The sequence below is a fragment of the Pelomonas caseinilytica genome (assembly GCF_021353235.1).
GTDB lineage: Bacteria > Pseudomonadota > Gammaproteobacteria > Burkholderiales > Burkholderiaceae_C > Pelomonas > Pelomonas caseinilytica.
On sequence record NZ_JAJTWT010000011.1, the window covers coordinates 1 to 24,057 of the forward strand.

Here is a 24,057-nt window from a genome sequence, read left to right on the forward strand (position 1 = left end):
TCGCGGACAGTTGACCTACCATCCGGCCCGTCACTCAGGCACCTCACTCAGGGTGTCCGCGATCGCCTGGAACACTGTCCGCGATCAGCCTGGAATGGGTGTCCGCGATCAGTGGAATACGCACTCATGCCGGTGAGACGGCCCGCCCCGTCGTAGGTGTGCCCCACGGTAAGGGACTGGCCCTGGGCGCTGACAGTCTGGGTCGTAAGCCGCCCGCCGGCGTCGTAGCCGAAAGCGATGCTGCCACCAGTGCCTGCCTGGTTGGTCAATCGGCCTTTGCCATATGCGTTCTGATCGTAGGTGAACGTCTCACTGCTTCCTCCGGAGGTCCGTGAAGTCAGGCGGCCCAGTGCGTCATACCCGTTGGTGATCTGCTTGCCATCAGCCCTGGAGATAGAAGTCAATCGACCGCCAATATCAAATCCGTAAGAGGTACTGCCGGTGTCTGGACTCGTTTGACTTGTTAGATCACCAAAGCCGTTATATCCGTAGCTGGTACTCAGTGACCGCGGATCGGCAACTGACTTGAGAAAGCCCGAGGGGCTATAGACGCGCGTAATTTTCGCCCCATCCGGCAACGTTGATACCAACGGTCGATTCCACGGATCGTAGGTTGTTGCCGTCTGACGATTGGCGGCGTCAGTGACGCTCAAAACGTTGCCGAGCGCGTCGTACTTTATAGTTTGCGATTGACCGTTCTGGCCGGTTATCGAGGCAACCAGGCCGAGTTGGTTGTCAAAAACTTCAGTGGACGAGAATGTACCGGCGGCAGACGGACTGAACGTGGACCCATTCCATGAAGCGATATTGCGGACACTGTGGGTCACTTGCGTGTTGGTACCCGGCACAAAGTCGAAACTGACGACTTCTCCGAGCCCATTCGATTGCGAGATGAGACGTCCGTAGCTGGAGTAAGCGAAACCGGAAGCACTTCCATCTGATCGATTGATGGAGAGAACCTTGCCGTCACCCCGGTAGGATATCGATAGGGAACCCACACCCGGGGTGCTCATTGAAATGGTACGGCCACGGCTATCGTAGCCCATCGAAGTTGCAACGCCGTTCGGATCCGTAATTGTCGCGGGCAATCCCAATCCATTGAAATTGGACTGGCTAGATACATTGCCGACCGCGTCGGTCACTGCAGATAGATTGCCCGTGGTGTCGTAAGCTGCAATGGTGGTCGCGCTGCCCGCTGGCAAAACACGGCTGCTCGTGATTGTCTGAATGGCCCCGTTGCCGTATGTCACGTATGAAAAGGTTGAATTTCTTGCGGGAGCGCCTGTCAAGAGATCCGTAAACTTTGAAGTGGCAATCTCGCGACCACGCGTTGTGGAGGTGTATGTATAGTCATACTGCATCACACCTTTGCCATCGGCGCCAGTCCCGACGATCCTGGTCAAATCGAATGGATCATTGGAAGAAACGTTTGTATACGTGTACGTAGTTGTGTAGGCGGCGGAAGTTCCACTTGCGACAGTCTTGCTGAGCAATACTCCGTCAATATTGTAGGAATACGTGCTGGTGTTGTTGTTGAAATCGGTCGATTGCGAAACGAATCCGTTGGCGTCGTATGTGAGGCTGGCAGCGGCTGACGGGCAGCTATTTGTTCCCGTGGTTTGAGTGCTCGCCAGGAGCTTTTGGCCTTTGACCGTAGTGAAGTTATAGGTCGTTGATTGCCCTCGCACGTCCGTCATCGTCGTTGCGTTGGCGGTATACGAGTAGGTATCTGAAACGGTGCCGTCAGTGGACGTGACATGCGACACACGACCATCGCTCTGGTAGGAGTAGGTGGTGGCGCGAACGCCATCGACTGCATAGCCTGTTAGCCGCGTCGGTCCTGCCGGGTCTTCGTAGTAGTAAGTAAAAATGCCGTCCGACGAATTGGGCGGGGTCACCGTAGTCAAATTGCCATTGCCGTCGTAAGCATAGTTCCAGACTCGACCGTCCGGAGCGGTCACGGAGGTAACGTGCGAGCCCGTCCACCCAAATTGGACGCTGGAACCAGAAAGATTGACAATAGACGTCAATCGGCGACCCGCATCGCGATTGAAGGTATAAATCGTCTTCCCACCTCGGATAACAGAATCAATCTTGTAGGTGCCTAATGTGTTTGCGGCGCCGCCGGTCGAGAACATGTACGTCGTGCTACCTACCGCCACAGCGATGCGATTGACGCCGGCCCAAGAGGCGATGATGTGCCCCATACCTGCAGGACCTGAGTTCGGGTTATTGAGAAGCGTCCAACCGTTGGAAGTTACCCAAGGCCCCATGCCTACCGGTGGGTTGTAGTGAAAAAAGATATAGGAACTTCCGTCAGGAAGGTAGAAGACGAAGCTGTCCGGCGTGCATTGTTGCCCCCACTGCGTGCCATAGTTCCGGCACGTAAAGTTGGACACTACCAGGTCGGGATATTCGATGTTTGCGGTCCAATTGGGCCCAAACATGCTGCCATTCGTCACTTCAGAGGCATAGGTGCGAGTTAGCGGCATTCCCAATAACGACGCGTGTGGGAAATCGCTATGGGAGAGGCGCTTGGCGCCTGAAGAAAAGATCACCGGATGAGGTGACGACGGATTCGTAGCAGGGGCCTGTCCACTCTGACCGCAAGGCTGCGGGCCAGGCGAGCCGACGCCCGGGCCGATCTGACTCAACCCGCCTCCCGCTGGCATTGGCGGTTGCCCGAGGTTCGTGCCACCACTGCCCCAGCCATTGAGACTTCCGCCGCACTCACTTCCGCGGCAATGCCAGCCGCCGTCGGCATCCGTCCACGTTGGTGTCGTGATCACTTGCGGGGGACACACAGGCTTGAGGTCCGCGCCCATAGGGCATTCGTAACCACCGGCGTATGCCGATTGGGCAAGGATGAATCCGGCCGTTACGGCAACATATCGAATCCCTCGCCGTGCAAATTGCACAGCATCAGCTATTGAAGCCATGGCGTTCCCTGGTGGTAGTTGAAAGCATCGGGGCGTCAGACCGAATCAAACGCGACAGCAACGGAACAACGTCACCGCGGACGTGTCCGCGAGGCCTGAGGGCAACTGGCGTGACAAGCGAGACGGCCGAGGTTGACGCGGATCGACGCCGACAAGGCGCAGCGCATACCTCGGTTGCCTTGCGAAAGGTGCTTGCGAGCGGCGTCACGCTGTCTCCTCCCTTTTTGCCGGAAAGGATGCCGACTGAAAAGCTAGTTAGTTTTCTTATAAAACCAATCAGTCGCGACGTTAGATGACTGCGTTGTCAGCGGACAAGGGGGTGCTTTCCTGTCCCCAGAAGGCGGCTCGGGCACGCGCTGTGTACGCTCAGGAGGGGGGAGGCCTTTGGCGCGAGGCACTGATTTCGACGTACCCCATGGTTCTCCACGGCACGCCGACCGGTGGGAAGAATTTGAGGACGGCGCGCGTTGCGCCGCTCCGCCTCAAGGCGCGTCGATCTGCCTGTGCCTCGGCACCAGCAGCTTCATCAGGCACCAGGCGGCCAGGTAGGCCAGGGCGCACAGCGAGAACATGATCATGTAGCCCGTGGCCAGCTCGCCCCGAGCGCCGTAGGCATCGAAGATCGAGCCGCCGAGCTTGGAGACGACCACGCCGCCCAGGCCACCGGCCATGCCGCCGATGCCGACGACCGTGGCGACGGCATGCTTGGGGAACATGTCGGACACCGTCGTGAAGAGATTGGCCGACCACGCCTGGTGGGCCGACGCGCCGACGCCGATCAGCAGCACGGGCAGCCAGTAGCTGATGCCGCCCAACGGTTGGGCCAGCAGCACCGCCAACGGGAAGAAGGCGATGACGAGCATGGCGCGCATGCGGCCCTCGTAGGGCGCAAGGCCGCGCGCCATGAAGAAGGCCGGGAACCAGCCACCACCGATGCTGCCCACCATGGTCATGCTGTAAAGGACGGCGAGCGGCAGCGCGATCTGCGTCGTGCTCATGCCGTACTGCCCCGCCAGGTACTTGGGCAGCCAGAACAGGTAGAACCACCAGACGCCGTCGGTCATGAACTTGCCGACGACGAAGGCCCAGGTCTGGCGATGGGCGAGCAGGCGGAACCACGGCAGCCTGGCGCCGTCGACGGCCGGCGGCGGCTCGCGGTCGCTGTCGATGTGGGCCAGCTCCGCGGCGCCAAGGCGCTTCTGGCGGCTCGGCGTGTCGTAATAGACCTGCCACAGCACCATCCACAGGAAGCCGATGGCGCCGATGGCGATGAAGGCCATCTGCCAGCCCCAGTTGACAGCGATCCAAGGAACCGTCAGCGGCGCGAGGATGGCGCCGACGTTGGCGCCGGAGTTGAAGATGCCGGTGGCGAAGGAGCGCTCCTGCTTGGGGAAGTACTCGGCCGTGGCCTTGATGGCGGCGGGAAAGTTGCCCGCCTCGCCGACGGCCAGCACCAGGCGCGAGGCCATGAAGCCCGCGAGCGACGCCGGCAGCCCGATGCCCAGCGCCACCAGCACGCCGCCGACGGGCACGGCGAAGGCATGCATCAGCGCACCGAGCGACCACACCGCGACGGCGATGAGGAAGGCGCGCTTGGTGCCGATGGCGTCGATGAAGCGGCCGGCGAACAACATCGAGATCGCATAGCCGAACTGGAAGACCGCGGTGACGTTGGCGTAGTCGGAGTTGGACCAGGCGAACTCCTTGGAGAGTGCGGGCGCAAGCAGGCTCAGCACCTGACGGTCCAGGTAGTTGACCGTGGTGGCGAAGAACAGCAGCGCGCAGATCGTCCACCGGTAGTTGCCCATCGTGGCTGGAGTCATCGGGATAGCCTCGGTTCAGTTCTGCTCGACGAGCTTGTCGCCGACGAAGATGCGGTAGTGGCGGATGCGGCCGGTCACGCCTTCCGGCCCCTGACGTGGTGTGTAGCGCAGGCCGGCGATGTCCGCCGAGGCGCCGAAATCGATGATGAGCCGGGGCGGACCCAAGGGCCTGACCACATCGCTGTAGGCCGTGTGCCAGTAGTCGGCGGCCTGGCCGTTGATGGCGTTCAGCGCGCTGCCATCTTCCTTACGCGCCTCCTCGCTGCTGGCGTAGGCGATGGTCCACGCCGCCTGGTTCAGCGGCCTCCCCTGCCCGTCCAGCAGCGCCAGCTCGGCGATGGCCGCATGGGGCTTGCCGTCGAAGCTGTCGAGCGCCTCGATGCAGAGCTGGCGGCCATGGGCCGCCGCCGCGAAGCGCACGTCCTGCGTCGCCGGTCCGCTGGCGAACCTACCCTCGTGCACGGGCGCCAGCCCCGCCAGGCGCGGACGCGCGGTGTTGAACGGGCGCTTCAGGTCGCGGCCGGGTTGCAGCTGGTCGAGGATGGGCGTCGTCAGGCCGGCGATGCGGTTGGCCCGCGGGCCGGTCAGGTCGAGCACGACGACCTCGTTGCGGCCAGCCCTGAGCCACGGCCCCGGCAGATACATCGTCTGCGTGGGGCCGATGCTCCAGTAGCGGCCCAGGCAACGGCCATTGACCCAGACGATGCCCTGGCCCCAGGCCGACATGTCGAGAAAGGTGTCGGCGGAGGCCGTCGCGTCGAAACTGCCACGCCAGAAGGCCGGGCCGGACGAGCGCCGAGGCTGCCAGCGAAGGGGCGGCAGCTCGGCGTCGGCGCCGAAATCGATGGCGCGGATCTCCCAGCCGGTCAGTTCCTGCGTCTCGTCCCTGGCCGTGCGCAGCGTCACCGGGCCCTGCAAGCCCTTGCGGTCATGCACCTCCATGCCGAAGTTCACGCGGGCAATCGTGTAGAGCAGGATCTCGATCACGGTGTCGCGGGGGCATGCCGGCAGGTCCACGCCGAAGCGCCGGTAGCGCGTGTCCAGGGTGCCGACCAGGCGGCCGCCGACGAACACCCAGGCCAGGTCACGTGCGTTGGCGGCTTCCAGCCGCCGGGCCGGGCCGGCGGGCAGCGTGGCGCGGTAGGCCACCAGCCCGCGGCTGATGTCGTACTGCTCGATGTTCTCTGGCGACCGTGCATGGATGGCCCGGGACGGCAGATTGGCCAGCACCGGCGCCGTCTCGTCGAGGCTGAACTCGGGAATCGCCATCACCGGCGGGCGGGCCGGCGGATCGGGCAGGACCTCGCCCTCCTCCAGATGCCGGGCCAGGCATTCGCGGTAGGTGCGGAACTTGTCGCCCACCCAGCCTGCCTCGCCAATGGGCGCGTCGTAGTCGTAGCTCGTCGTGTCGGGGCGGAAGGGCCGGTCGCAGCCGCCCCAGAGGCCGAAGCTCGTGCCGCCATGAGCCATGTAGAGGCTGAACGATCCGTTGGCATTCAGCATCGCGTCGATGTCCTGGATGGCACGCACGTTGTCGCCGCGGCGGTGCGGTGCGCCCCAGGTGTCGAACCAGCCGGAGTAGTACTCGCCGCACATCTGCGGCCCCTTTTGCAGCTCGGCCAGCGCCTTGAAGCCGCCCGCCGGGTCGCTGCCGAAGTTGGCGACCGTGAGCAGCTCCGGGATATGCGTCCTCGCGACCGCGCCGGTCGGATTGCACTGGAACAGCGGCACGTCGAAGCCGCCGTCGAGCACGGCCTGACGCATCACCTGCATGTAGGCCTTGTCGTCGCTGAGGAAGCCGTATTCGTTCTCGACCTGCACCATCAGGATAGGGCCGCCCTGCGTGACCTGCATCGACCCCAGCACGCGCCCCACCTCCTTCAACCAACGCCGCGCCGGCTGCACGAAGGCCTCATCCCTGCTGCGCAGGAAAGCATCTCCAGGATGCTTCAACAGCCACCAAGGCAGGCCTCCCATCTCCCACTCGGCGCAGGCATAGGGGCCCGGCCGCAGGATGACCCACAGGCCCTCGGCCTGGGCCTGACGGCAGAACTCCGCGGCATCGCGCTGGTCCTCCCACTGGTAGTGGCCTTCGCTCCATTCGTGGTAGTTCCAGAACAGATAGGCGCAGACCGTGTTCATGCCCATGGCCTTGATGGCCTGCAACCGGTGCTTCCAATACTCGCGGGGCACGCGGGCGAAGTGCATTTCGCCGCAGCGGATCTGCAGGGGTTTCCCGTCGAGCAGGAAGTCCGTCTCGCCGATCGCGAAGCGCTGCTGCGCTGCGCTGGCGGTGGTTGGATGGAGCAGCAAGCTCACGCCGGAGGCAGCCGCCCCGAGCAGTCGGCGACGAGGGAGGAGAACGGTCATGACGGATGCCGGGTCGCGACCGACGCCTGACTTGGCGCGACATTCACTGTGACAGGTCAGTGCAGGCTAGCACCGCCGGCCTTCTCGTTCGTATGCCGTTTTGCGGACGTCGCATCCAAAGTTCATATAGCTGGGCGGCAGCGCCCTCCCCTCAGGCGCCCTGGCGTCTCTCCGCCGCGGCCAGCCGGTCCAGTTGGCTGGCCATCATGCCCCCCAGCATCCGGGCCACGGCCTTGGGGTCCAGCGGCTCGTCGAACAGCATCTCGATGGACGCATAGATCATCTCCACCACGAGACGGCTGGCCAGGCGCAGTTCGGAAGGCTCGGCAGCAGGAAACGCCCCGGCCAGCAAGCGGGCCTGGGACTCCGTGACGGCTGCGTGCGATGACAACCTCACCTGCTGCAGCGCTGGCACGGCGCGCAGCGCACGCATGATCCATATCCCGGCCTCCGTGCGCCGGGTCACCTCGAAAGTGTCGAGCAGCAGCCCTTCCAGGGCTCGCGCCAGGGCCGGCGCATCCTGGGTGAATACCGCCGGGCACATCCACCTCTCGACACATGCGTTCTGGCGCTCCATGAGGCGCTGCCCCAGCTCCGACAGCAAGGCATATTTGTTCGGAAAGTAGCGGTACAGCGCCGGCGGCGTCACACCGGCCCGCTTGCACACCAGGTTGGTGGAGAGCCGCTCGATGCCGACCTCGTCCAAGGTCAGCGCCGCCGCTTGCAGGATGCGCTCGAAGGTGTCGGCAGCGCGCTGCTGGGCCGGCTGAACCTTGGTGGTCAGCTCAGGTTGCGGCCGGAGCGCTCCGGGCGCGTCGGCTTTCGTCATGGTCGTTCGGGATTGCCCGGGCACACGCGCCCTCCAAATCAGTAGCCACGACCATATGATAGTCACAGCTATATTTTTTGACGGACATCATGCAACGCAAAGAGATCGATGCATCGAACCTGATGGCTGCGCTGGCCGTCGGCTCCATCGCGCTGCTCGTCCTCGGCCTGCAGCCCATCCTCCTGGGCGAATTGCTCAACGCCAGGCGGGTCAGCCTCGAAGGCGTCGGGCTCGTGGCCATGGCCGAGATCGTGGCCGTCGGGCTCGGTGTGCTGGCGGGCGACCTGGCGCAGCCGCTGTCACGCTTGCGCTCCGTTGCAGTCCTGGCCGCGTTGGCCTCGGGTGCCATCGACATCTGCACCCTGCGAATCGAAGGCGATGTCGGCTTCGCGCTGATCCGCGCTGCGGCCGGCCTTGCCGAGGGCTTGCTGGTGTGGGTCGCCACGGCGGTGATCGTGCGGTGCGCCAAGCCCGACCGCGTGGCCGGCATCTTTTTCGTGGTGCAGACGGCGGCTCAGGCCCTGCTCGGCCTGCTGCTGGCCCGTCTGGTGATACCCGCCTTCGGCTGGTCCGGCGCGTTCATGGTCCTGGCCGGCCTCATGGCGCCAGTCGTCGTGATCGCCCTTTTTCTGCCTGGGCAGTTGGCTGCACTGGTGCCGCCGGCACTGAGCGGCTTCGTCTGGTCCGCGCGCACCGCGCTGCCGCTGCTCGCGGTCTTCCTTCAGCTGGCGACATTGGGGTCGCTCTGGGCCTATGTCGAGCCCTTGGGAAAAGATGCCGGCCTGCCGGCCCAGGCCGTCGAGACCCTGATCGCCATCTGCCTGGGCGTGCAGGTGCTGGGGGGGAGCTGCGGCTCGGCGCTGGTGAGGAAACTCCGCACGCCGACCACCCTCCTCCTCGGCTCGGGCGTGCTCGGTGTCGTGGCGCTGTCCGTGGCAGGCACCGCGGCAGGGCACACGATGGAGTTCGCGGTTCTTTGCGGCGTGTTCTCCTTCACCTGGCTGTTCATCACCCCGTTCCAGATGCGCCTGGCCTTCGATGCCGACGGCAGCGGCCGAATCGCCTCGCTGGTCCCGGCGGCCCAGGTCTTCGGCATCGCCTTCGGCCCGCTGGCGGCCTCTTTCGTCGTCGAAGGCGAACAAGCCCGCTCCGTTCCTCTCGTCAGCGCCGCCTTCGCGGCGGGCGCCATGGCGACGCTGGCCCTCGGCATGGCCTGGCACCGGCGCGGCCACCCGCAAGTCGACGCGTGACGGCCCGGCCGCGCCTACGGGTTTCCGCGAGCCTTTCGTACCCCTTTAAATATAGTCATCGCTATATACTAGTCATCACTATGAATGACCGACCACACCCCTCCAGCTCCCCCAAGGCCTGATCGTGCCGACAAGCCCCGACGAACGCCTCGTCCTCGCCATCGACCTCGGCACTTCGGGCTGCAAGTGCGCCCTGGTTGCCCTGGACGGCACCGTGCAGGCGTGGGCGTTCCGGCCCGTGCCCCTGCACGTCCAGGGCGTGCAGGCCGAGCAGGATCCGGCCGACTGGTGGCAGGCCTTGCTCGGTGCGGCCGGCGAACTGCTGAACGTCGACGCGGCGCGGCGCCAGCGCGTGGTGGCTGTCTGCTGTTCGACGCAAACCGAGGTCACCGTCTGCGTGGACCGCAACGGCAGCCCCATCGGTCGCGCCATCAGCTGGCTGGACGCGCGTGGCGCGGCGGCCATCGCGCGGCGCGCCCGAGGCCGGTTCCTCAACGTCGAAGGCTATGCGCCGCTGAAGCTGTGGCAATGGCTGCGCCTGACCGGCGGTGCGCCCTCCAGCACCGGACGCGACAGCGCCGGCCACATGGCCTACCTGCGCGACGAACGCCCCGAGGTCTATGAACGCACCCACAAGTTCCTCAACGCGCTGGACTACCTGAACCTGCGCCTTTGCGGCCGGCTGTGCGCCACGCAGGACTCCATCCTCACGGCCTGGGTGACCGACAACCGGGACGCATCGAAGGTGCGCTACGACCCGCGGCTCGTGCGCCTGCTCGGCATCGATGCCGACAAGCTGCCCGAGATCGTCAGGTCGACCGACGTGATCGGCACGCTGCTGCCCGAGGTGGCCGACACGCTGGGGCTAGCGCCGGGCACCCTCGTCGTGGCCGGCGCGGTGGACAACTCGGCGGTGGCCGTCGGGGCTTCGGTGGGCGACTACGAAACCCACCTCTACCTCGGCACCTCGTCGTGGCTGGGCGCGCACGTGCCTTTCATGAAGACGGACGTGTTCCGCAAGATCGCCGCCGTGCCCTGCGCGGTGACGGGGCGTTATCTCGCGATGGCCCTGCAGTCCACGGCAGGCGCCAACCTGTCCTTCCTGCGCGACCGCATCCTCTACCACCCCGACGAACTCGCTGGCGACGAGGAGCATCCCGAGGTCTACGACGTGCTCAACCGCATCGCCGCCCGCGTGCCGCCCGGCGCGCGCGGGCTGATCTACACGCCCTGGCTGTTCGGCGAGCGCACGCCGGTCGACGACCCGCGCCTGCGGGCGGGGCTGATCAATCTCTCGCTCGAGCACTCCAGGGAGGACATCTTCCGCGCCTTCCTGGAAGGCGTGGCCTTGAATACGCGCTGGATGCTCGAACCCTTCGTCAAGCTGCTGGGACGCGAACCGGGCGCCCTCACCGCGGTGGGCGGCGGTGCGCAAAGCGAGGTGTGGTGCCAGATCATGGCCGACGTCACCGGGCAGGCCATCCGCCAGCCCATCGCCCCCATCCAGGCCAATGCCATCGGCGCGGCCTTCATCGCGGGCGTCGGCATGGGTGCGATGACCTTCTCCGACCTGGCGGCCCTGCGCCGCACGCGGCGGGTCTACGAGCCGACCTCCGACCTGCGGCAGCTCTACGCCGACAAGTTCGAGGCCTTCAAGGAAGTGCGCACGCGCCTGGCGCCGCTCTACCACCGCTTGAACGCCCCATCACCCGCCCGCCAGAGCCCATGAAACACGCCCAGCAACGCCAGCACGTCGTCGACCTCTGCATCGAACTCTCGCACCGCGGCTACTTCGCCGGCACCGGCGGCAACATCATGCTGCGCGTGGATGCCGGGCACGTCGCCGTCACGCCATCGGCCATCGACTACTTCAGCATGGCCGCGGCCGACGTGTGCATCCTGCGCCTGTCCGACCTGCGCCAGGTCGAGGGCGACCGGGCGCCCTCGGTGGAAAGCAGCCTGCACGCGGGGGTGTTGCGCGCGCGGCCGGAGGTGGGCTGCAGCATCCACACCCATCAGCCGGTGGCCAGCGCCCTGGCATTGCTGGGCGCCGAGATCCCCGTGCCACCTGAGTGGCATGCCGCGCTGGGCCCGCGCCTGCCGCTCGTGGGCTACGCCCCGTCAGGCAGCGGCTGGCTGGCCTCGAAGTTCAGACGCGCCGTGCGCCCCGACATCAACGCCTACCTGATGCGCAACCACGGCATCCTGTGTTGCGGGCACGACAGCGCCGCCGCCATGCGGGCCGTCGATGACCTGGAAACCCTCGCCCGACGCCTGCTGAGCCAACGCATCGGCGCGCGGGCCGTCGGCTCGGCGGCCGGGCTGCGCCAGGCCCTGTGGCGCATGCATGACGCCTTGAACGGACGCAGCCCTTCCTGAACTCTCCCCACACCGAGCGCACGCCATGAGCAACCTCGCCTCCATCCACGCCGCGGCCGCCAATGGCGCCGCCGACTCCGCCATCTCCGCATGGCCGGACACGACCGCCCTCTACGGCCGCCTCGCCGAACTGGTGGCCCAGCCGATGCGGCCGATCCGCCCCGACGCCATGCCCAAGGTCCTGCGCTGGTTCGAGCAGAAATGCGCCGGGTCCAAGCGGCTGGCCGAACAGGCCAAGGCCGTCATCCCGGGAGGCGTGCAGCACAACCTGGCCTTCAACCACCCCTTCCCTCTGGCCATCAGGCAGGCCGAAGGCGCCTACCTGACCGACGTGGACGGCAACCGCTACATCGACTTCCTGCAGGCCGGCGGCCCCACGCTGCTGGGCAGCAACCACCCGGCGGTGCGGCAGAAGGTGCACGAGCTCATCGACGAATGCGGCCCCGTCACCGGTCTGCTGCACGAATACGAGGTCAAGCTCGCCGAGCTGGTGTGCAGCCACATGCCGGGGGTCGAGATGCTGCGGCTGCTCGGCTCGGGCACGGAAGCGGTGATGGGGGCAGTTCGGCTGGCGCGGACCTACACCCGCAAGAAGTGGATCATCAAGGTCGGCGGCGCCTATCACGGCTGGAGCGACCAACTCGTCTACGGCATGCGGCTGCCCAACACCGGCCGCATGGAGGCCACGGGCATCCCGCGCGGCGCCACGGGCCACACGCAGGAATGCCTGCCCAACGACCTCGACGCCCTGCGCCGCAAGCTGCAGCTCAACCGGCTGCGCGGAGGCACCGCGGCCGTGCTGCTGGAGCCGCTCGGCCCGGAGAGCGGCACCCGCCCGGTGCATGCCGGCTACAACGCCGAGGTGCGCAAGCTGTGCGACGAGTTCGGCGCCTTGCTGATCTTCGACGAGGTGGTCACGGGCTTTCGCATCGGCATGGGCGGCGCGCAGGCCTATTTCGGCGTCAGGCCGGACATCACCGTGCTCGGCAAATGCCTGACCGGCGGCTACCCCATGGCCGGGGCCATCGGTGGCCGGAAGGACGTGATGATGTCCCTGGTGGGCGGCATCGGCACCACCTCGCGCCGCGCCTTCGTCGGCGGCACGCTGTCGGCCAACCCGCTGTCCTGCGTGGCCGGCTACCACGCGCTCAGGGAGGCCGAGCGCAGCAACGCGGCCGTCGTGGCTGGCCGTGCCGGCGACCGGCTGCGCCTCGGCCTCGAAGAGATCATCCGCCGCCGCGGCCTGCCCTACGTCGCCTACAACATGGGCTCCATCGTCCATCTGCAGACCTCGGGCGTGCTGCTGCTGGACACCAGCAGCCTGTGGAAGCTGTTCAAGGTCAAGGACGAGGCCAGGCGGCGCAAACACATGATGGAGGAGATGGGCGCCGCCTACACGGCGCACGGCCTCGTCACACTCGCGGGCAGCCGCATCTACACCAGCCTGGCCGACACCGACGACGTGATCGACGACGCGCTCAACCGCTTCGACGACGTGTTCGCCCTGGTCTGAAGGTGGCCGACATGGAGCAGACCCTGCGGCAGCTCTGGCTGCAATTGCGCGAGCGGCTCGTGGCCAAGCAATTGCTCGGCGGCGCGGAGCCGGCCTTGTCCCTGCGCATTCCGGGCAGCGACGCGATGTGGTTCGGCGGCGCGCAGGACGATGTGCCGCGGCGCATCGCCTGGCGCGGCACGCCGGAGGCCGGCGCGGCCTTGCACGCCGCCGTCTTCGCCGCGCGGAACGACGTCTGCGCGCTGGCCTCGGGCGGCGGCCCTTTCGGGCTCGGCCTCGCCGACTTCGGCGGCGCCCTGCCCGGCGTCTTCGACGAGCAGGTACGGCACCTGGGGCGCATGGCGCCGCCACAGGCAGGCCATGGCCTCGGCCAGGCGCTGGCCGCGGGAGGCAATGCCGTGCTGGTGCAAGGCCGGCCGCTAGTGCTCGGCATGACCGGCGCCCGCCTGGCCCTCAACGCCGAGCTGTTCGAGAAGTGCGCCAAGGCCTGCGTTCTCGCCACCGCCGCTGGCGGCAAGGTGAGGCCGCTGCCCTGGATCGTCCGGTACGTGGCCAATGGCCGCCTGATGAAGGACGAGCGCCGCGCAGCGCGGCGCGTGCGCCAGGGTCTGCTGCCCGAGGAAACCAAGGGCTACTGAGCAGCAGCGCCCTCAGGCCGAGGCCGGCAGCACCGGCCAGCTGGCGCTGATGCGAGTCCCGTCGAACACCAGCAGATCGCCGAACTGCAACAGCACGGCCTCGCTCTGCTGCGGGCGAAAGAAGACGTAGTCATCGGGCCGCAGGTCCACCCGCTGCGAAGCCACCATGACCTGCTGGTTGCTGGAGTTGCCGTAGAGGCCGCTCGGCGCGATGCCGGGCGGCGAGACCGGTTCGGCCAGCCAGTGCCCGCCGTGGATGGCGAAGCCGCGTGCCTGGTTGCGGTCCCAGGCCTGGGCGGCGCGCGAGAGCCAGGTCGCGCCCTCGGGCAACCGAAAGCGCGGCCAGCTCTTGAGCACCGGCGTGGCAATGAAGGCCGCGGGCTGGAGATCGGCCAGCAGCGGCTTCTCGAAGTCCAGCGGCAGCAGCGCCGCGGAGCCGACCGACACCTCGTTGGCCGGGCCCTTGCCGTCGTGCAGGCGAAAGGTGGGCGAGCCGGCCGTGTTGAGGGTCAGGCTCTCGCGCGGCCGGGGTCCCAACGCCGCCTCGGCGGCACTCCAGGCGGCTTGCCAGCGCCGCCGGGCCTCTTCCCAGGCTGTGGCACGCATGCCCGGCAGATCGGGCAGTGCGGCGACATGGGCGTCGTAGCCCATGAAGCCGCTCCAGCGCAGCAGCGGCGCGCCACGCAGCGAGGCCAGGGCCGGTCCCAGGCTCGCGACGTCCTCGAAACCGCCACGGTGCAGGCCGACGTCGAGCTCGAAGTTGAGCTTGAGCGCCTGGCCGCGCTGCTCGGCCAGTTGCCGGTACTGAGCCAGGCGCTCGGGCGTGTCGACCAGCCATTCGATGCGGCTGCCCACCTCCACCGGCAACTGGCCCAGCACCTGGGCGGCGGCGGCCACGGGCAGGGGCTTGCCGAGCAGGGGCTCGGCCAGCGGCCTGGCGGCCAGCAGCTGCTGCAGCTGGGCGGCGTTGAAGGCCATCACACGCGGGCTGTTCCAGGCACGGGCCACCTCGTCCATCAGCGGCAGCGAGGGCAGGCTCTTCAGCACGGCCCGCAGGGCCATGCCGGTACGGCCGCGGTGGGCGCCGATGGCGGCCAGGTTGGCACGCAGCCGCGGCAGGTCGATGACCATGCGGGCCTGCGCGACGCCGGCCTCGTGCAGCGCCCGGCCCAGGCCGGCGAAGTATGGCGAGTGGGGACCGCCCCGTTCGGACGGGCGCGCCAGCCAGGCGCCGAGCGGGGCGGCGACGGCCGCGCCGAGCATCAGCCGCCGCTTAGCCATGGGCGCCGCCGAAGAGTTGACCGAGATGGGCGTTGAGCATCTTTCCCTCGGGGTCCAGGCGGCGGCGCAGCGCCTGGAAGTCGGCGAAGCGCGGGTACAGGGCCTGCAGCTGCGCCGCGCCGAGGTCGTGCAGCTTGCCCCAGTGCGGCCGGCCGGCGTGGCGGCGGAACACCGGGCCGAGCTCGCTGACGAGGTAGTCGTAGGCCTCGCCGTGGGCGGCATGGCAGGCGACGGAACAGCTGTCGCGGCCATGGAAAGGGCTGAGCCAGGCGGTGTCGCCCTTGACGTGGCGGAACTCGATGGGGAAGAACACCTCGTTGCGCCGCTCCAGCGTCTGCACGATCTCGCGCAGGCAGGCGATGCCCTGCTCGCGCGGCAGGTGGTATTCGCTTTCGTTGAAGCGGGTGGGCCGAACGGTGCTGAGCAGCCGCCACGACCAGTCCGTCGCGTTCTCCGGCGCCGCGCGGCGGACCAGCTTGGCGGCGGCCCAGCGCCGCAGCTCGGGCCACCGGCCCAGCCAGTCCCGCAGCTTGCGCAGGTCGGCGAGCACGTCCTCGTCGGGGGCCTTGGACACGTCGGCGGCACCCGGGGCGACCTCGTCGTGCGTGACCGCGGCAGCGTAGCCGGTGAAGGGCAGCACGAACATCTCGAAATGGCGGTGCTTGCTCGCCAGCTCGGGCGCCTGCTGCAGCAGCTCGTCGGTGGGAGCCACCCACAGCCTGCGGCGCAGCATGAAGCGGGGCCGCACGGCCAGCGTGAACTCGCTGATGACCCCCAGGGCCCCGAGCGAGACCTGGGCGGCGGCCAGCAGCTCCGGGTCGCGGTCGCGGCTGATCTCCAGCACCTCGCCGGCCGGGGTCACGAGGCGCAGTCCCTGCACATGGGCGTGCAGGGCCGGCAGCTCCGCCCCGGTGCCGTGGGTGCCGGTGGCCAGCGCACCGGCGAGGCTTTGCACGTCGACGTCCGGCTGGTTGTGCAGGGCGAGGTCCTGGGCGTCGAGCAGGCGGGCGAGCTGGCCCAGGCGCGTGCCGGCCCGCACGCGCACGAGGTGGCGCGCCTTGTCCACGGACACGAGGCCGCTCACCCGATCCAGCGACAGCAGGCTGCCGGCGGTGGGCACCAGGGCAGTGAAGGAGTGGCCCGCACCGACGCAGCGCAGCGGGGCCGGGCTCTGAGGCAGCAGCCGTGCAAGCTCGCCCTCGTCGGCCGGCAGCAGCCACCGGTTGGGCTGGCACTGCGCACTGCCCGACCAGTTCTGCCACTTGCGCGGGGCGGGGGCGGCCGGCGGGCTGGGCTGAGCGTGGCCCGGCAGGCCGCTCGCCAGCCCCAGCGCCGCGGCGCCCTTGAGCACGTCGCGCCGGGCCGTCATGGCTGGCGTGGCGCCGGCGGGGCGCTCATGAAGACGATCAGCGCGCGCAGGTCCGCCTCGCTGCAGTCGGCGCACATGCCCAGGGCCGGCATGCCGCCGACGCCGTCACGCGCGCTGGCCACGAGCTGGTCGAGCCCCTTGGCCAGGCGCGGCGCCCAGGCGGCGGCGTCGCCGGTGGTGGGAGCGCCGCTGCCGGCACGGCCATGGCACAGCAGGCAGGAGCGCTCGTAGGCGGCGGCCAAGCGGGCATCCGCCGGCCGCAGCTGTTCCGCATCCTGGGTCAGCCGGGGGGCCGGCGCCGACGAGTCGCCGCAGCCGCCGAGCAGGGCGAGCAGCCCCGACAAGGCCACCGGGGTCAGGGCTGGTCGCATCAATACCCCACGTGCAGTTCGAGCGAGGCGCTGCGCCCCGGGCTGACGGTGGCATAGGCGCTGCCCAGCGGGGCGGCTTCGTACCAGAGCTTGTGGACGTAGCGGCGGTCCTGCAGGTTGGTCACGAGCAAGGCCAGGCCCCAGGCGCGGTCGGCGCGGTCCCAGCCGAGCCGGGCGTCGAGGCGGCTGCGCGGACCGCCCACACGAAAGCTCGCCGTGCTGAGGCATTGGCCCTGCACATAGGACTCCGGGTTGCAGCGCTGCGCGCTCTGGTAGGCAGCCTGCAGGTTGGCGCCGGCGCGTCCGCCGAACGCGGCGAAGCCATAGTCCACGCCGATGCTGGCTCGGCTGCGCGGCGTGCCCACGGGCAGGCCTGCCAGGTCTTCGCCGCCGCTGGCGCGGCCGTGGCGGTAGGTCTGGTCCAGCAGCTCCAGCGCGCCGTTCAGCCGCAGCCCCGCGCTGAGCTGCCAACGGGCCTCGAGGTCCAGGCCGGTGCCGCGCTGGTCGCTGACGGTGACCTGGTAGGCCGGAATGGCGCCCGGCGTGCTGGCCGGCACGAGCTGCAGCGTCTGCAGGTTGTCGAAGCGGTACTGGAACAGCGACGCGCCCCAGCTCAGCGCCTGGTCGGCCAGCTGGCCCTTGAGGCCGAGTTCGAAGTTGGTGACGCGCTCGGGCTGGTAGCTGGAGGCCACCTGCAAGGTGTTGAAGCCGCCGGCCTGGTAGCCGCGCGTCACGGAGGCGTAGACCATCAGGTCGCGGCTGTAGCGGTGGTCCAGCACCAGGCGCGGGCTGGTGTCGGTCCAGCGCTTGCGCAGGCTCAGCGGCGCCTGCGTGGCGCCTTGCGTGGCGATCAGGGAGTTCTGGCTCATGCCGCCGCGCAGCTGGTCGGCCTGGTCCTGGCTCAACGCGCCCATCGCCACCAGCCCCGGGAAGAGGCCGGCGGCGTCCAGGGCCGCGAGCTGCGCGTCCAGCGCGCCCGCCTCGCGCAGCGGATTGAACCAGCTGAAGCGCTTGTCGTCGCGCGTGAAGCGCAGGCCGGTGGTGAGGCGGGTGGCCGGGCTCAGGTGCCAGATCACGTCGCCATAGACGGCCAGGGCGCGGTTGCGCGCCACGTTGCTCATGAGCTCCTGCCACGGCAGGCCCAGCAGGTCGACACCCGTCAGGCCCGCCGCGGCCGAGAGCTGGTTGACGGTGCTGAACAGAGGCAGGCCCAGCAGGTTGCCGCTCAGGGTGTCCAGCGAGGTGGTGGTGGCATCCGCCGAGGCCGTCTGGGTGGCGCGCTCGTCGTAGAGGCTCAGGCCGGCCAGCCAGTCGGCCATGCCCTGCTTGCCGGTCAGGCGGAACTCCTGCTGGAAGCTGCGGTTGCCTTCCAGGTTGGTGGTGGACAGGTAGATGGCCGGGTTGTTGGTGCCGTCGTTGTCCTGGCGGTTGAGGCTGCTGAAGTGGCGGTAGGCGGTGGTCGAGCTGAACTCCGCCCACGGCAGGCTGTGCTCGATGCGCAAGGTGAGGCCGTCGAAGTCGCGCTTCTCGCGGTCGCCGGCCACGTCGTTGAGCAAGGGCGCATGCAGTGGGTCCAGGTACTGGGCGGGGTCGGCCGGGAAGGGCGGCGGAGTGCCGGGCGCGCCGGCCTTCACGAGGCCGATGGCGGGGCGGGCGCGCTGGTCGAGCCTTTCATGCTCGTAGGTCAGAAAAGCCTGCGTGTCTTCGCTGGGTTGCCAGCGCAGGGCCAGGCGGGCGCCCCAGCTGTGGTCGCCACCGGCGCGCTGTCCGGTAGCCGCGTCGCGCAGTTCGCCGTTCGAACTGCGGGTCACGAGGCTGGCCCGTAGCGCCAGGCCGTCCCCCAAGGGCTGGTTGACGAGGGCCTCCGCCTGGCGCAGGCCGTGCTCGCCCAGGCGTAGCAGTCCACGGCCGCTCGCGCGGAACTCGGGCTCCTGCGTCACGATGGAGATGGCGCCACCCGCGCTGTTGCGTCCGAACAGCGTGCCCTGCGGGCCCTTGAGCACTTCGATGCGCTTCACGTCGTTGAAGTTCAGCAGCGCGCCGCCCGTCTTGCCAGCGTACACGCCATCGACATACATGCCCACCGGCGAGTCCGTGCCGATGCCGAAGTCCGAAGTGCCGATGCCCCGCAAGGACATGCGCGGCTGGGTCGGCTGGTTGGCGTCGACGTCCAGGCCGGGGATGTGGGCGTCCAGGTCGCCGAGGTTGGCGGCGCCCAGCTTGCGCACCTGGTCGGCACCGAGCACCTGGATGGCGATGGGCACGCTTTGCAGTTGCTGCGTGCGCCCCTGGCCGGAGACCACCACGGTCTCGAGCTTCTGCGAGGCCTCGCCCTCCGAGGTCTGCGCCTGGGCGCACCAGGCCAGGACGGACAGGGCGATGACGCTGCGGCGCGGGCTGCGAAGGCGAGGCATGAGTGTCTCCTGGTCAAAATGTAGCGATGACTATATTGACTCGAATGGCCGTCGCGATCAGGTAAATCCCGCAGCTAGACTCGGCCCATGCCCACCCCTCTTCCCCGCAAGCCACGCGCCCGCCCCGCCACCGCCGCGCCGCCGGACGTGGCCCCCAAGAAGGCGCCGACCCAGCCGCGCGCGGTCGAGACCTACGAGCGCATCCTCGCCATGGCGGCCGAATTGCTGGGCGAGGTCGGCATCGAGCAGCTGTCCACCAACCTGATCTGCCGCCGCCTCGCCATCACGCCGCCGGCGCTCTACCAGTACTTCCCCAACAAGTACGCCATCCTTCACGAGCTGGGCCAGCGCCTCATGCAGCGCCAGAACGAATTGCTGGAGCCCTGGGCCACGCCGGCCACCATGGCCCTGCCCGAGGCGCGCTATGCCAAGAGCGTCGCCAAGCTCTTCCTGGAGACTCTGCGGCTGACCGAGCAGATGCCGGCCGGCGTCTGGGTCACGCGCGCCCTGCGTGCCGTGCCCTCGTTGAAGGACGTCCGCATCCGCTCGCATGACGCGGTGACCGATCTGCTGCTGCAGGCCTTCATGGCGGCGCATCCCAACGTCGACCCGGCGCGCGCACGGGTCAGCATCCGGCTCGCCATCGATGCGCAGTACGCGGCGCTGGAATTGCTGTTCGACGATCCCAGCCAGTCTCCCGAAGCCGTGGCCGAGGTGATGGCCGAGATGGTGGCCGGGGAGCTGGCCCGCCTGCGCCGCAAATACTGAGGCCCGCTGGCGACCAGCCCGAGTCCCGCGCGCAGCGCCTCGGCGCCCAGCCAGCCGGCGCCCGCGTTGCCGAGGTTGAGGGCCCTGCCAACCGCTACCCGCTACCGCATCAACAGTGCGGCGGCGCTGCTGGACGCGGGGCGCGACGGCGCGGTCACCCCCGCCCCAACTGCGCCCGGATGGACTGAGGAATCAGCGTCCAGTCCACCTCGTCACCGTAGACGTCGAAATAGGACCGGGGCTCCACGTCGACGTGGATGTTGATGCGGCTGCCGCGCCAGCGGACGCAGAAATTGGCCTGAATCTCGGCGCGGACGAAGTTCTTCTCCCACTTGGCCTGCGGGCGACCGCCGCCGGGCACGTGGAAGTTGCTCAACACGCCCGAGTTGGCCGTACTGCGCCACGCATCGATCGCGCCCTCCACCGTCGACAACGGCCAGACGCCACCGATGGAACCGTTCGGCGGGTTGTCGCCCTGCGCCTTGACGGCGGCCTTCCAGATGTCCTTCAGCATGCCGCTGGTGAAGTGCTGGTTGCCGTAGGCGACGGCGGCGGCATCCTCGGTGGCGGACTGGTTCATCGCCGCTTCGAGTTCGGCGCTCTCGTTGGCGAGCTTCTCCGACAGCGCATTGCGCGCCTGGAGCTCGGCGGTGACGATCTCGACGACCTGCCGGCAGGCGACGGCGGCGTTCTTGAACGCCTTGGCGATCTGGCCCGCTTCAGCCTTGGTCTTGGCTTCGCCCATCAACTTGCCGGCGTTCTGGAACGCGGCCCTGGCCTTCTTCTCGGCGGGGTCCCGCAGGTTGTACTGCTGATCGGTCCACGAGGTTTCGGCCCGCTCGTAGGCGAGCTCGGCGAGCTGCCTCTGGCGGCGCGCATTGGCCAGCGCCTGGACCGTCGTCTCGAAGGCACCCAGCGCGCTCTCGATCCTGGCGACGTCGAGCTTGGCGATCTGCTCCTCGACCGCGGTGGCGCGCGCCTTCAGCAGCGCGGTCTCGCCTTCGGTGGGCGAGCCGAGCTGGGCGGCCGCACCCTCCTGTTCCTGCTTCAGCTGCTCCTTCCAGGCGTCGCGCGCAGCGCGCTCGGCGGCGTCCAGCAGGCCGGGCAGCGCAGCAAGCAGCTTGCCGGCCTCGGCGTACTCGTCCTTGGCCGCGAACTGGGCGGCGCCACTCCAGGCGGTCATCGCCTTCTTGAACAAGGCCGCCGGCACCGCGGCCTGCGCCGTCTCGTAGCGGCCCTGCAGTTTCTTGACCAGCTGGGCATGGATGCCTTGCTGCTTGTCGCGCTCCTCCAGGCGCTTCTCGACCGCGGCCACCGCCTTGTCCACGGGATCGAGCAGCGCCTTGACGGCGACGTAGTCCTTGTCCTCCCACTCGCTGCCGATCTTGCACCGGAGCTGGGTGAGGGTGGTGCGCTCCTTCATGTCGCGAGTACGCGTCTCGGCCTCTTCCAGCCGCTCGACCAGCTTGGGATAACTCGCGGCCACCGCCTTGTGCGCCGCGTCCTGCGCCGCGTTGGCCACCGGTGCGCCTTGCACCTGGGTCTGGGCGCGGGCCCCGGCCTGGACGCCTGCGTCCAGGTCCGCCCCCTTGCCCACCACGTCCACCTCGGCTGCAATCTTGGCGATCTTCAGGGCCGTGCTGATGGCGTTGGCGCTCAGGCTGTTCTCCGGCTTGAACACCAGCTTGCGTCCGATGGCCCGGCACTTGCCGAAGCCCAGCTTGTGCGCGCCGTTGTCGGCGATCTTGCGGATGAGGGAGTTCTCGATGGACTTGGCCACGATGATGAGCTGGGCCGTCTGCTCGGAGAACGGGAAGGCCTGCCACACCATGAACTCCATGGTCTCGGTCTGGGCCTCGAGCAGCGCCGCGCGCAGGTTGCGCTGGTAGACCGCGCTGTCCTTGATGTCCTTCAATTCCCGAAATGCCATCGCTCCCTCCAGAGCCTCCTCAGTGGCGCGGGATTCTGGGGCGGCCGGCCGGTTCCGTCATGGAGCGGGAACCGGCGACGGGAATGTCCCATGTCGCAACGGCGGTGCGTTTGTCGTCCTGAACGTCCCGTCGCGCCGCTGCCGCACGACCGTTGACTTAAGATCGCCCGCCTTCAATCGTGCGCCGCACGGCCGCCGCGGCCCCGGGCAGCGCCACGGCGGTGCGTCCAAGCCTGCGGCGAAGGCACAACCTGGAATTGCAAGTTCCCCCGGCCGGCGCGGCCCGACGGCCCGCCGCGGGGAGGAAACGCGGATGCTGAAAAACAAGATCAGACGTTGGACCGGGGCGTTCGCACGCCCGGGTGATGCCTTCGCAGCGGGAGCCGGCCGGTGGGACTGAAGCTGCTCGTGGGCCTGGTGTGGCTGCTGAGCTGGCTGCCCTTTCGCGCGGTCTCGGCGCTAGGCTGGGTGGCCGGGCAGTTGATCGCCAGCCTGCCCTCCTCTCGCCGGCACATCGGCGAGGTCAACCTGCGGCTGTGCCTGCCTGACTGGACGCCGGCCCAGCGTCGCCGCCTGCTGCGGCGCCATTTCGTCGCCATGGTGCAGATGCTGCTGGAGTACGGCTACTGCTGGTTCGCCTCGCCCGAGCGGCTGCGGCGGCTGATGCGCATCCAAGGCCTGCAGCACCTGAAGGCCCTCGAAGGCCGCCCGGTCATCCTCATGATGCCGCACTTCACCGGACTGGACCTCGCCGGCCTGCGCATCTCGATGGAGACGCCGGTCGTCAGCATCTATTCGCGGCAGAAAGATGCCTGGCTGGACGAATTCTTCCGCACCCGGCGGCTGCGCCTGGGCACGGGCATCATCTTCTCGCGCCAGCAGGGCACCCGCTCGGTGATCCGGGCGCTGCGCGACGGCTACCGGCTCTACTACCTGCCCGACCAGGACTTCGGGCACCGGGACTCCGTCTTCGTGCCCTTCTTCGGCGTCAATGCCGCCACCATCACGGGCCTGTCGCGCATGGCGGCCGTGGCCAACGCCGCCGTGCTGCCCTGCTACCCGCGCCGTGAGGCGGATGGCTACACCCTCGTCATCGAGCCTGCCCTCGACGACTTCCCAACGGCCGACGCCACCGCCGATGCCGCGCGGATGAACGCCGTCATCGAAGCCCAGGCGCGCCGACAATTGCACCAATACTTCTGGCTGCACAAGCGCTTCAAGTCCCGCCTGCCGGGCGAGGCGGATTTCTACGCAAGATGACTTCCAACATTCCGTACATCAAGATCGCCATCGTGGCGGTCTTCGTCGCGAGTACCGTCTACGTGCACTACCGCGGCCGCGTGCGCCTGGGGTTCTGGCGCCAGCTGATGGACCACTCCACTTTCATGGCGCCCATCAACTGCCTGATGTACATGTTCTCGCGGCTGCCGGCCAAGCCCTATCTGCCGGTGTCGGGCTTCCCGGAGCTGAAGCTGCTGGAGGACCATTGGCAGGACATCCGCGAGGAGGCCTACAAGCTCGCGCAGGCCGGCGAGATCAAGAAGTCCGACAAGTACAACGACGCCGGCTTCAACAGCTTCTTCAAGACCGGTTGGACGCGCTTTCACCTGAAGTGGTACGGCGACGCCCACCCCTCCGCCCGCGCCCTCTGCCCGGTGACGACCGGCCTGCTGCAGCGCATCCCGACCGTGAAGGCGGCCATGTTCGCCGCCCTGCCCCCCGGCGGCCGGCTGGTGACCCACCGCGACCCTTTCGCCGGCTCGGTGCGCTACCACCTCGGCCTCGTCACGCCCAACGACGACCGCTGCTACATCTCGGTCGACGGCGAGCGCTATTCCTGGCGCGACGGCCAGGGCGTCATCTTCGACGAGACCTACCTGCACTACGCCGAGAACCAGTCGGACAAGATGCGCATCATCCTGTTCTGCGACGTCGAGCGCCCGCTGACCAACCCGCTGGCCCGGGCCTTCAACCACTTCATCAGCCACACCCTCATCCGGGCCGCCGCGGCACCCAACTCGGACACCGACCGCACCGGCGGCATCAACAAGCTGTTCGCCTACGTGCAGCAGGTGCGGCTGTTCGGCAAGCGCATCAAGGCGCGCAGCCGCTTCGCCTACTACGGGCTGCAGTGGCTGATCTTCGGCGGCCTGCTGCTGTGGTGGCTCTGGCCCTGAGCCGCT

General features: G+C 68.2%; 17 protein-coding genes. 8 read left to right on the plus strand and 9 right to left on the minus strand.

Features of this window, described 5'->3' with window-relative positions; all coding sequences use genetic code 11:
* Positions 1 to 47: 47 nt before the first annotated feature.
* The 4 genes from LXT12_RS21325 to LXT12_RS21340 all read right to left on the minus strand — a co-directional run bounded on the left by LXT12_RS21325 (position 48) and on the right by LXT12_RS21340 (position 7,961).
* Positions 48 to 2,558 (minus strand): DUF6531 domain-containing protein, encoded by a 2,511-nt coding sequence (locus LXT12_RS21325; RefSeq protein ID WP_233394318.1) that lies wholly within the window; start codon positions 2,556 to 2,558, stop codon positions 48 to 50.
* Between the two features lie 863 nt (positions 2,559 to 3,421).
* Positions 3,422 to 4,762, minus strand: a complete 1,341-nt coding sequence (locus LXT12_RS21330) for an MFS transporter (RefSeq protein ID WP_233394319.1) — start codon at positions 4,760 to 4,762, stop codon at positions 3,422 to 3,424.
* Positions 4,763 to 4,777: 15 nt separating this feature from the next.
* A complete protein-coding gene (locus LXT12_RS21335; protein WP_233394320.1) occupies positions 4,778 to 7,081 on the minus strand; it encodes a beta-galactosidase in 2,304 nt (767 codons plus the stop codon).
* A gap of 202 nt (positions 7,082 to 7,283) precedes the next feature.
* Positions 7,284 to 7,961 carry a TetR/AcrR family transcriptional regulator gene (locus LXT12_RS21340; protein WP_233394321.1) on the minus strand — a complete coding sequence of 226 codons (678 nt, stop codon included), beginning with the start codon at positions 7,959 to 7,961 and terminating at the stop codon, positions 7,284 to 7,286.
* Positions 7,962 to 8,038: 77 nt separating this feature from the next.
* Here LXT12_RS21340 and LXT12_RS21345 point away from each other — a divergent pair, with 77 nt between their 5' ends.
* From LXT12_RS21345 to LXT12_RS21365, 5 genes are all read left to right on the plus strand, one after another.
* On the plus strand, positions 8,039 to 9,211 hold the full coding sequence (locus LXT12_RS21345) for an MFS transporter (protein ID WP_233394322.1): 1,173 nt from the start codon (positions 8,039 to 8,041) through the stop codon (positions 9,209 to 9,211).
* Positions 9,212 to 9,335: 124 nt separating this feature from the next.
* A complete protein-coding gene (locus LXT12_RS21350) occupies positions 9,336 to 10,940 on the plus strand; it encodes a xylulokinase (RefSeq protein ID WP_233394323.1) in 1,605 nt (534 codons plus the stop codon).
* Entirely contained in the window at positions 10,937 to 11,590 is a 654-nt protein-coding gene (locus tag LXT12_RS21355) for a class II aldolase/adducin family protein (protein ID WP_233394324.1), read from the plus strand. Before LXT12_RS21350 ends, LXT12_RS21355 begins: the two co-directional genes overlap by 4 nt.
* A 25-nt stretch (positions 11,591 to 11,615) precedes the next feature.
* Positions 11,616 to 13,103, plus strand: a complete 1,488-nt coding sequence (locus LXT12_RS21360) for an aspartate aminotransferase family protein (RefSeq protein WP_233394325.1) — start codon at positions 11,616 to 11,618, stop codon at positions 13,101 to 13,103.
* 11 nt (positions 13,104 to 13,114) lie between these two features.
* On the plus strand, positions 13,115 to 13,741 hold the full coding sequence (locus LXT12_RS21365) for a hypothetical protein (protein WP_233394326.1): 627 nt from the start codon (positions 13,115 to 13,117) through the stop codon (positions 13,739 to 13,741).
* A gap of 12 nt (positions 13,742 to 13,753) precedes the next feature.
* Here the strand turns inward: LXT12_RS21365 and LXT12_RS21370 are convergent, their stop codons facing one another.
* Genes LXT12_RS21370 through LXT12_RS21385 form a run of 4 tightly spaced genes read right to left on the minus strand, consistent with a single transcriptional unit; the run spans position 13,754 to position 19,176 of the window.
* Positions 13,754 to 15,022: an alanine racemase gene (locus LXT12_RS21370; RefSeq protein ID WP_233394327.1), complete on the minus strand. Its 1,269-nt coding sequence runs from the start codon at positions 15,020 to 15,022 to the stop codon at positions 13,754 to 13,756.
* Positions 15,015 to 16,391, minus strand: a complete 1,377-nt coding sequence (locus tag LXT12_RS21375) for a D-arabinono-1,4-lactone oxidase (RefSeq protein WP_233394328.1) — start codon at positions 16,389 to 16,391, stop codon at positions 15,015 to 15,017. Before LXT12_RS21375 ends, LXT12_RS21370 begins: the two co-directional genes overlap by 8 nt.
* Positions 16,388 to 16,762, minus strand: a complete 375-nt coding sequence (locus LXT12_RS21380; RefSeq protein ID WP_233394329.1) for a c-type cytochrome — start codon at positions 16,760 to 16,762, stop codon at positions 16,388 to 16,390. Before LXT12_RS21380 ends, LXT12_RS21375 begins: the two co-directional genes overlap by 4 nt.
* A complete protein-coding gene (locus LXT12_RS21385; RefSeq protein WP_233394330.1) occupies positions 16,762 to 19,176 on the minus strand; it encodes a TonB-dependent receptor in 2,415 nt (804 codons plus the stop codon). The genes LXT12_RS21380 and LXT12_RS21385 overlap by 1 nt, the downstream gene beginning before the upstream one ends.
* 87 nt (positions 19,177 to 19,263) lie before the next feature.
* Between LXT12_RS21385 and LXT12_RS21390 the strand changes: the two genes are divergently transcribed.
* Entirely contained in the window at positions 19,264 to 19,944 is a 681-nt protein-coding gene (locus tag LXT12_RS21390; RefSeq protein ID WP_233394331.1) for a TetR/AcrR family transcriptional regulator, read from the plus strand.
* 154 nt (positions 19,945 to 20,098) lie between these two features.
* On the opposite strand, the gene LXT12_RS21395 is transcribed toward LXT12_RS21390, so the two are convergent.
* On the minus strand, positions 20,099 to 21,874 hold the full coding sequence (locus LXT12_RS21395) for a coiled-coil domain-containing protein (RefSeq protein WP_233394332.1): 1,776 nt from the start codon (positions 21,872 to 21,874) through the stop codon (positions 20,099 to 20,101).
* Between the two features lie 390 nt (positions 21,875 to 22,264).
* Here LXT12_RS21395 and LXT12_RS21400 point away from each other — a divergent pair, with 390 nt between their 5' ends.
* Both LXT12_RS21400 and LXT12_RS21405 read left to right on the plus strand, forming a co-directional pair.
* Positions 22,265 to 23,134 (plus strand): LpxL/LpxP family acyltransferase, encoded by an 870-nt coding sequence (locus LXT12_RS21400; RefSeq protein WP_233394333.1) that lies wholly within the window; start codon positions 22,265 to 22,267, stop codon positions 23,132 to 23,134.
* A 17-nt stretch (positions 23,135 to 23,151) separates the two neighbouring features.
* Positions 23,152 to 24,051, plus strand: coding sequence for an aspartyl/asparaginyl beta-hydroxylase domain-containing protein (locus LXT12_RS21405; RefSeq protein WP_233394483.1), 900 nt, complete (start codon positions 23,152 to 23,154; stop codon positions 24,049 to 24,051).
* Positions 24,052 to 24,057: the final 6 nt, after the last annotated feature.

Coding starts and splice junctions, on each gene's coding strand:
- LXT12_RS21330 (WP_233394319.1), bottom strand. CDS start 4,762: ATGACTCCAGCCACGATGGGCAACTACCGGTGGACGATCTGCGCGCTG.
- LXT12_RS21340 (WP_233394321.1), bottom strand. CDS start 7,961: ATGACGAAAGCCGACGCGCCCGGAGCGCTCCGGCCGCAACCTGAGCTG.
- LXT12_RS21355 (WP_233394324.1), top strand. CDS start 10,937: ATGAAACACGCCCAGCAACGCCAGCACGTCGTCGACCTCTGCATCGAA.
- LXT12_RS21360 (WP_233394325.1), top strand. CDS start 11,616: ATGAGCAACCTCGCCTCCATCCACGCCGCGGCCGCCAATGGCGCCGCC.
- LXT12_RS21365 (WP_233394326.1), top strand. CDS start 13,115: ATGGAGCAGACCCTGCGGCAGCTCTGGCTGCAATTGCGCGAGCGGCTC.
- LXT12_RS21370 (WP_233394327.1), bottom strand. CDS start 15,022: ATGGCTAAGCGGCGGCTGATGCTCGGCGCGGCCGTCGCCGCCCCGCTC.
- LXT12_RS21375 (WP_233394328.1), bottom strand. CDS start 16,391: ATGACGGCCCGGCGCGACGTGCTCAAGGGCGCCGCGGCGCTGGGGCTG.
- LXT12_RS21380 (WP_233394329.1), bottom strand. CDS start 16,762: ATGCGACCAGCCCTGACCCCGGTGGCCTTGTCGGGGCTGCTCGCCCTG.
- LXT12_RS21385 (WP_233394330.1), bottom strand. CDS start 19,176: ATGCCTCGCCTTCGCAGCCCGCGCCGCAGCGTCATCGCCCTGTCCGTC.
- LXT12_RS21390 (WP_233394331.1), top strand. CDS start 19,264: ATGCCCACCCCTCTTCCCCGCAAGCCACGCGCCCGCCCCGCCACCGCC.
- LXT12_RS21395 (WP_233394332.1), bottom strand. CDS start 21,874: ATGGCATTTCGGGAATTGAAGGACATCAAGGACAGCGCGGTCTACCAG.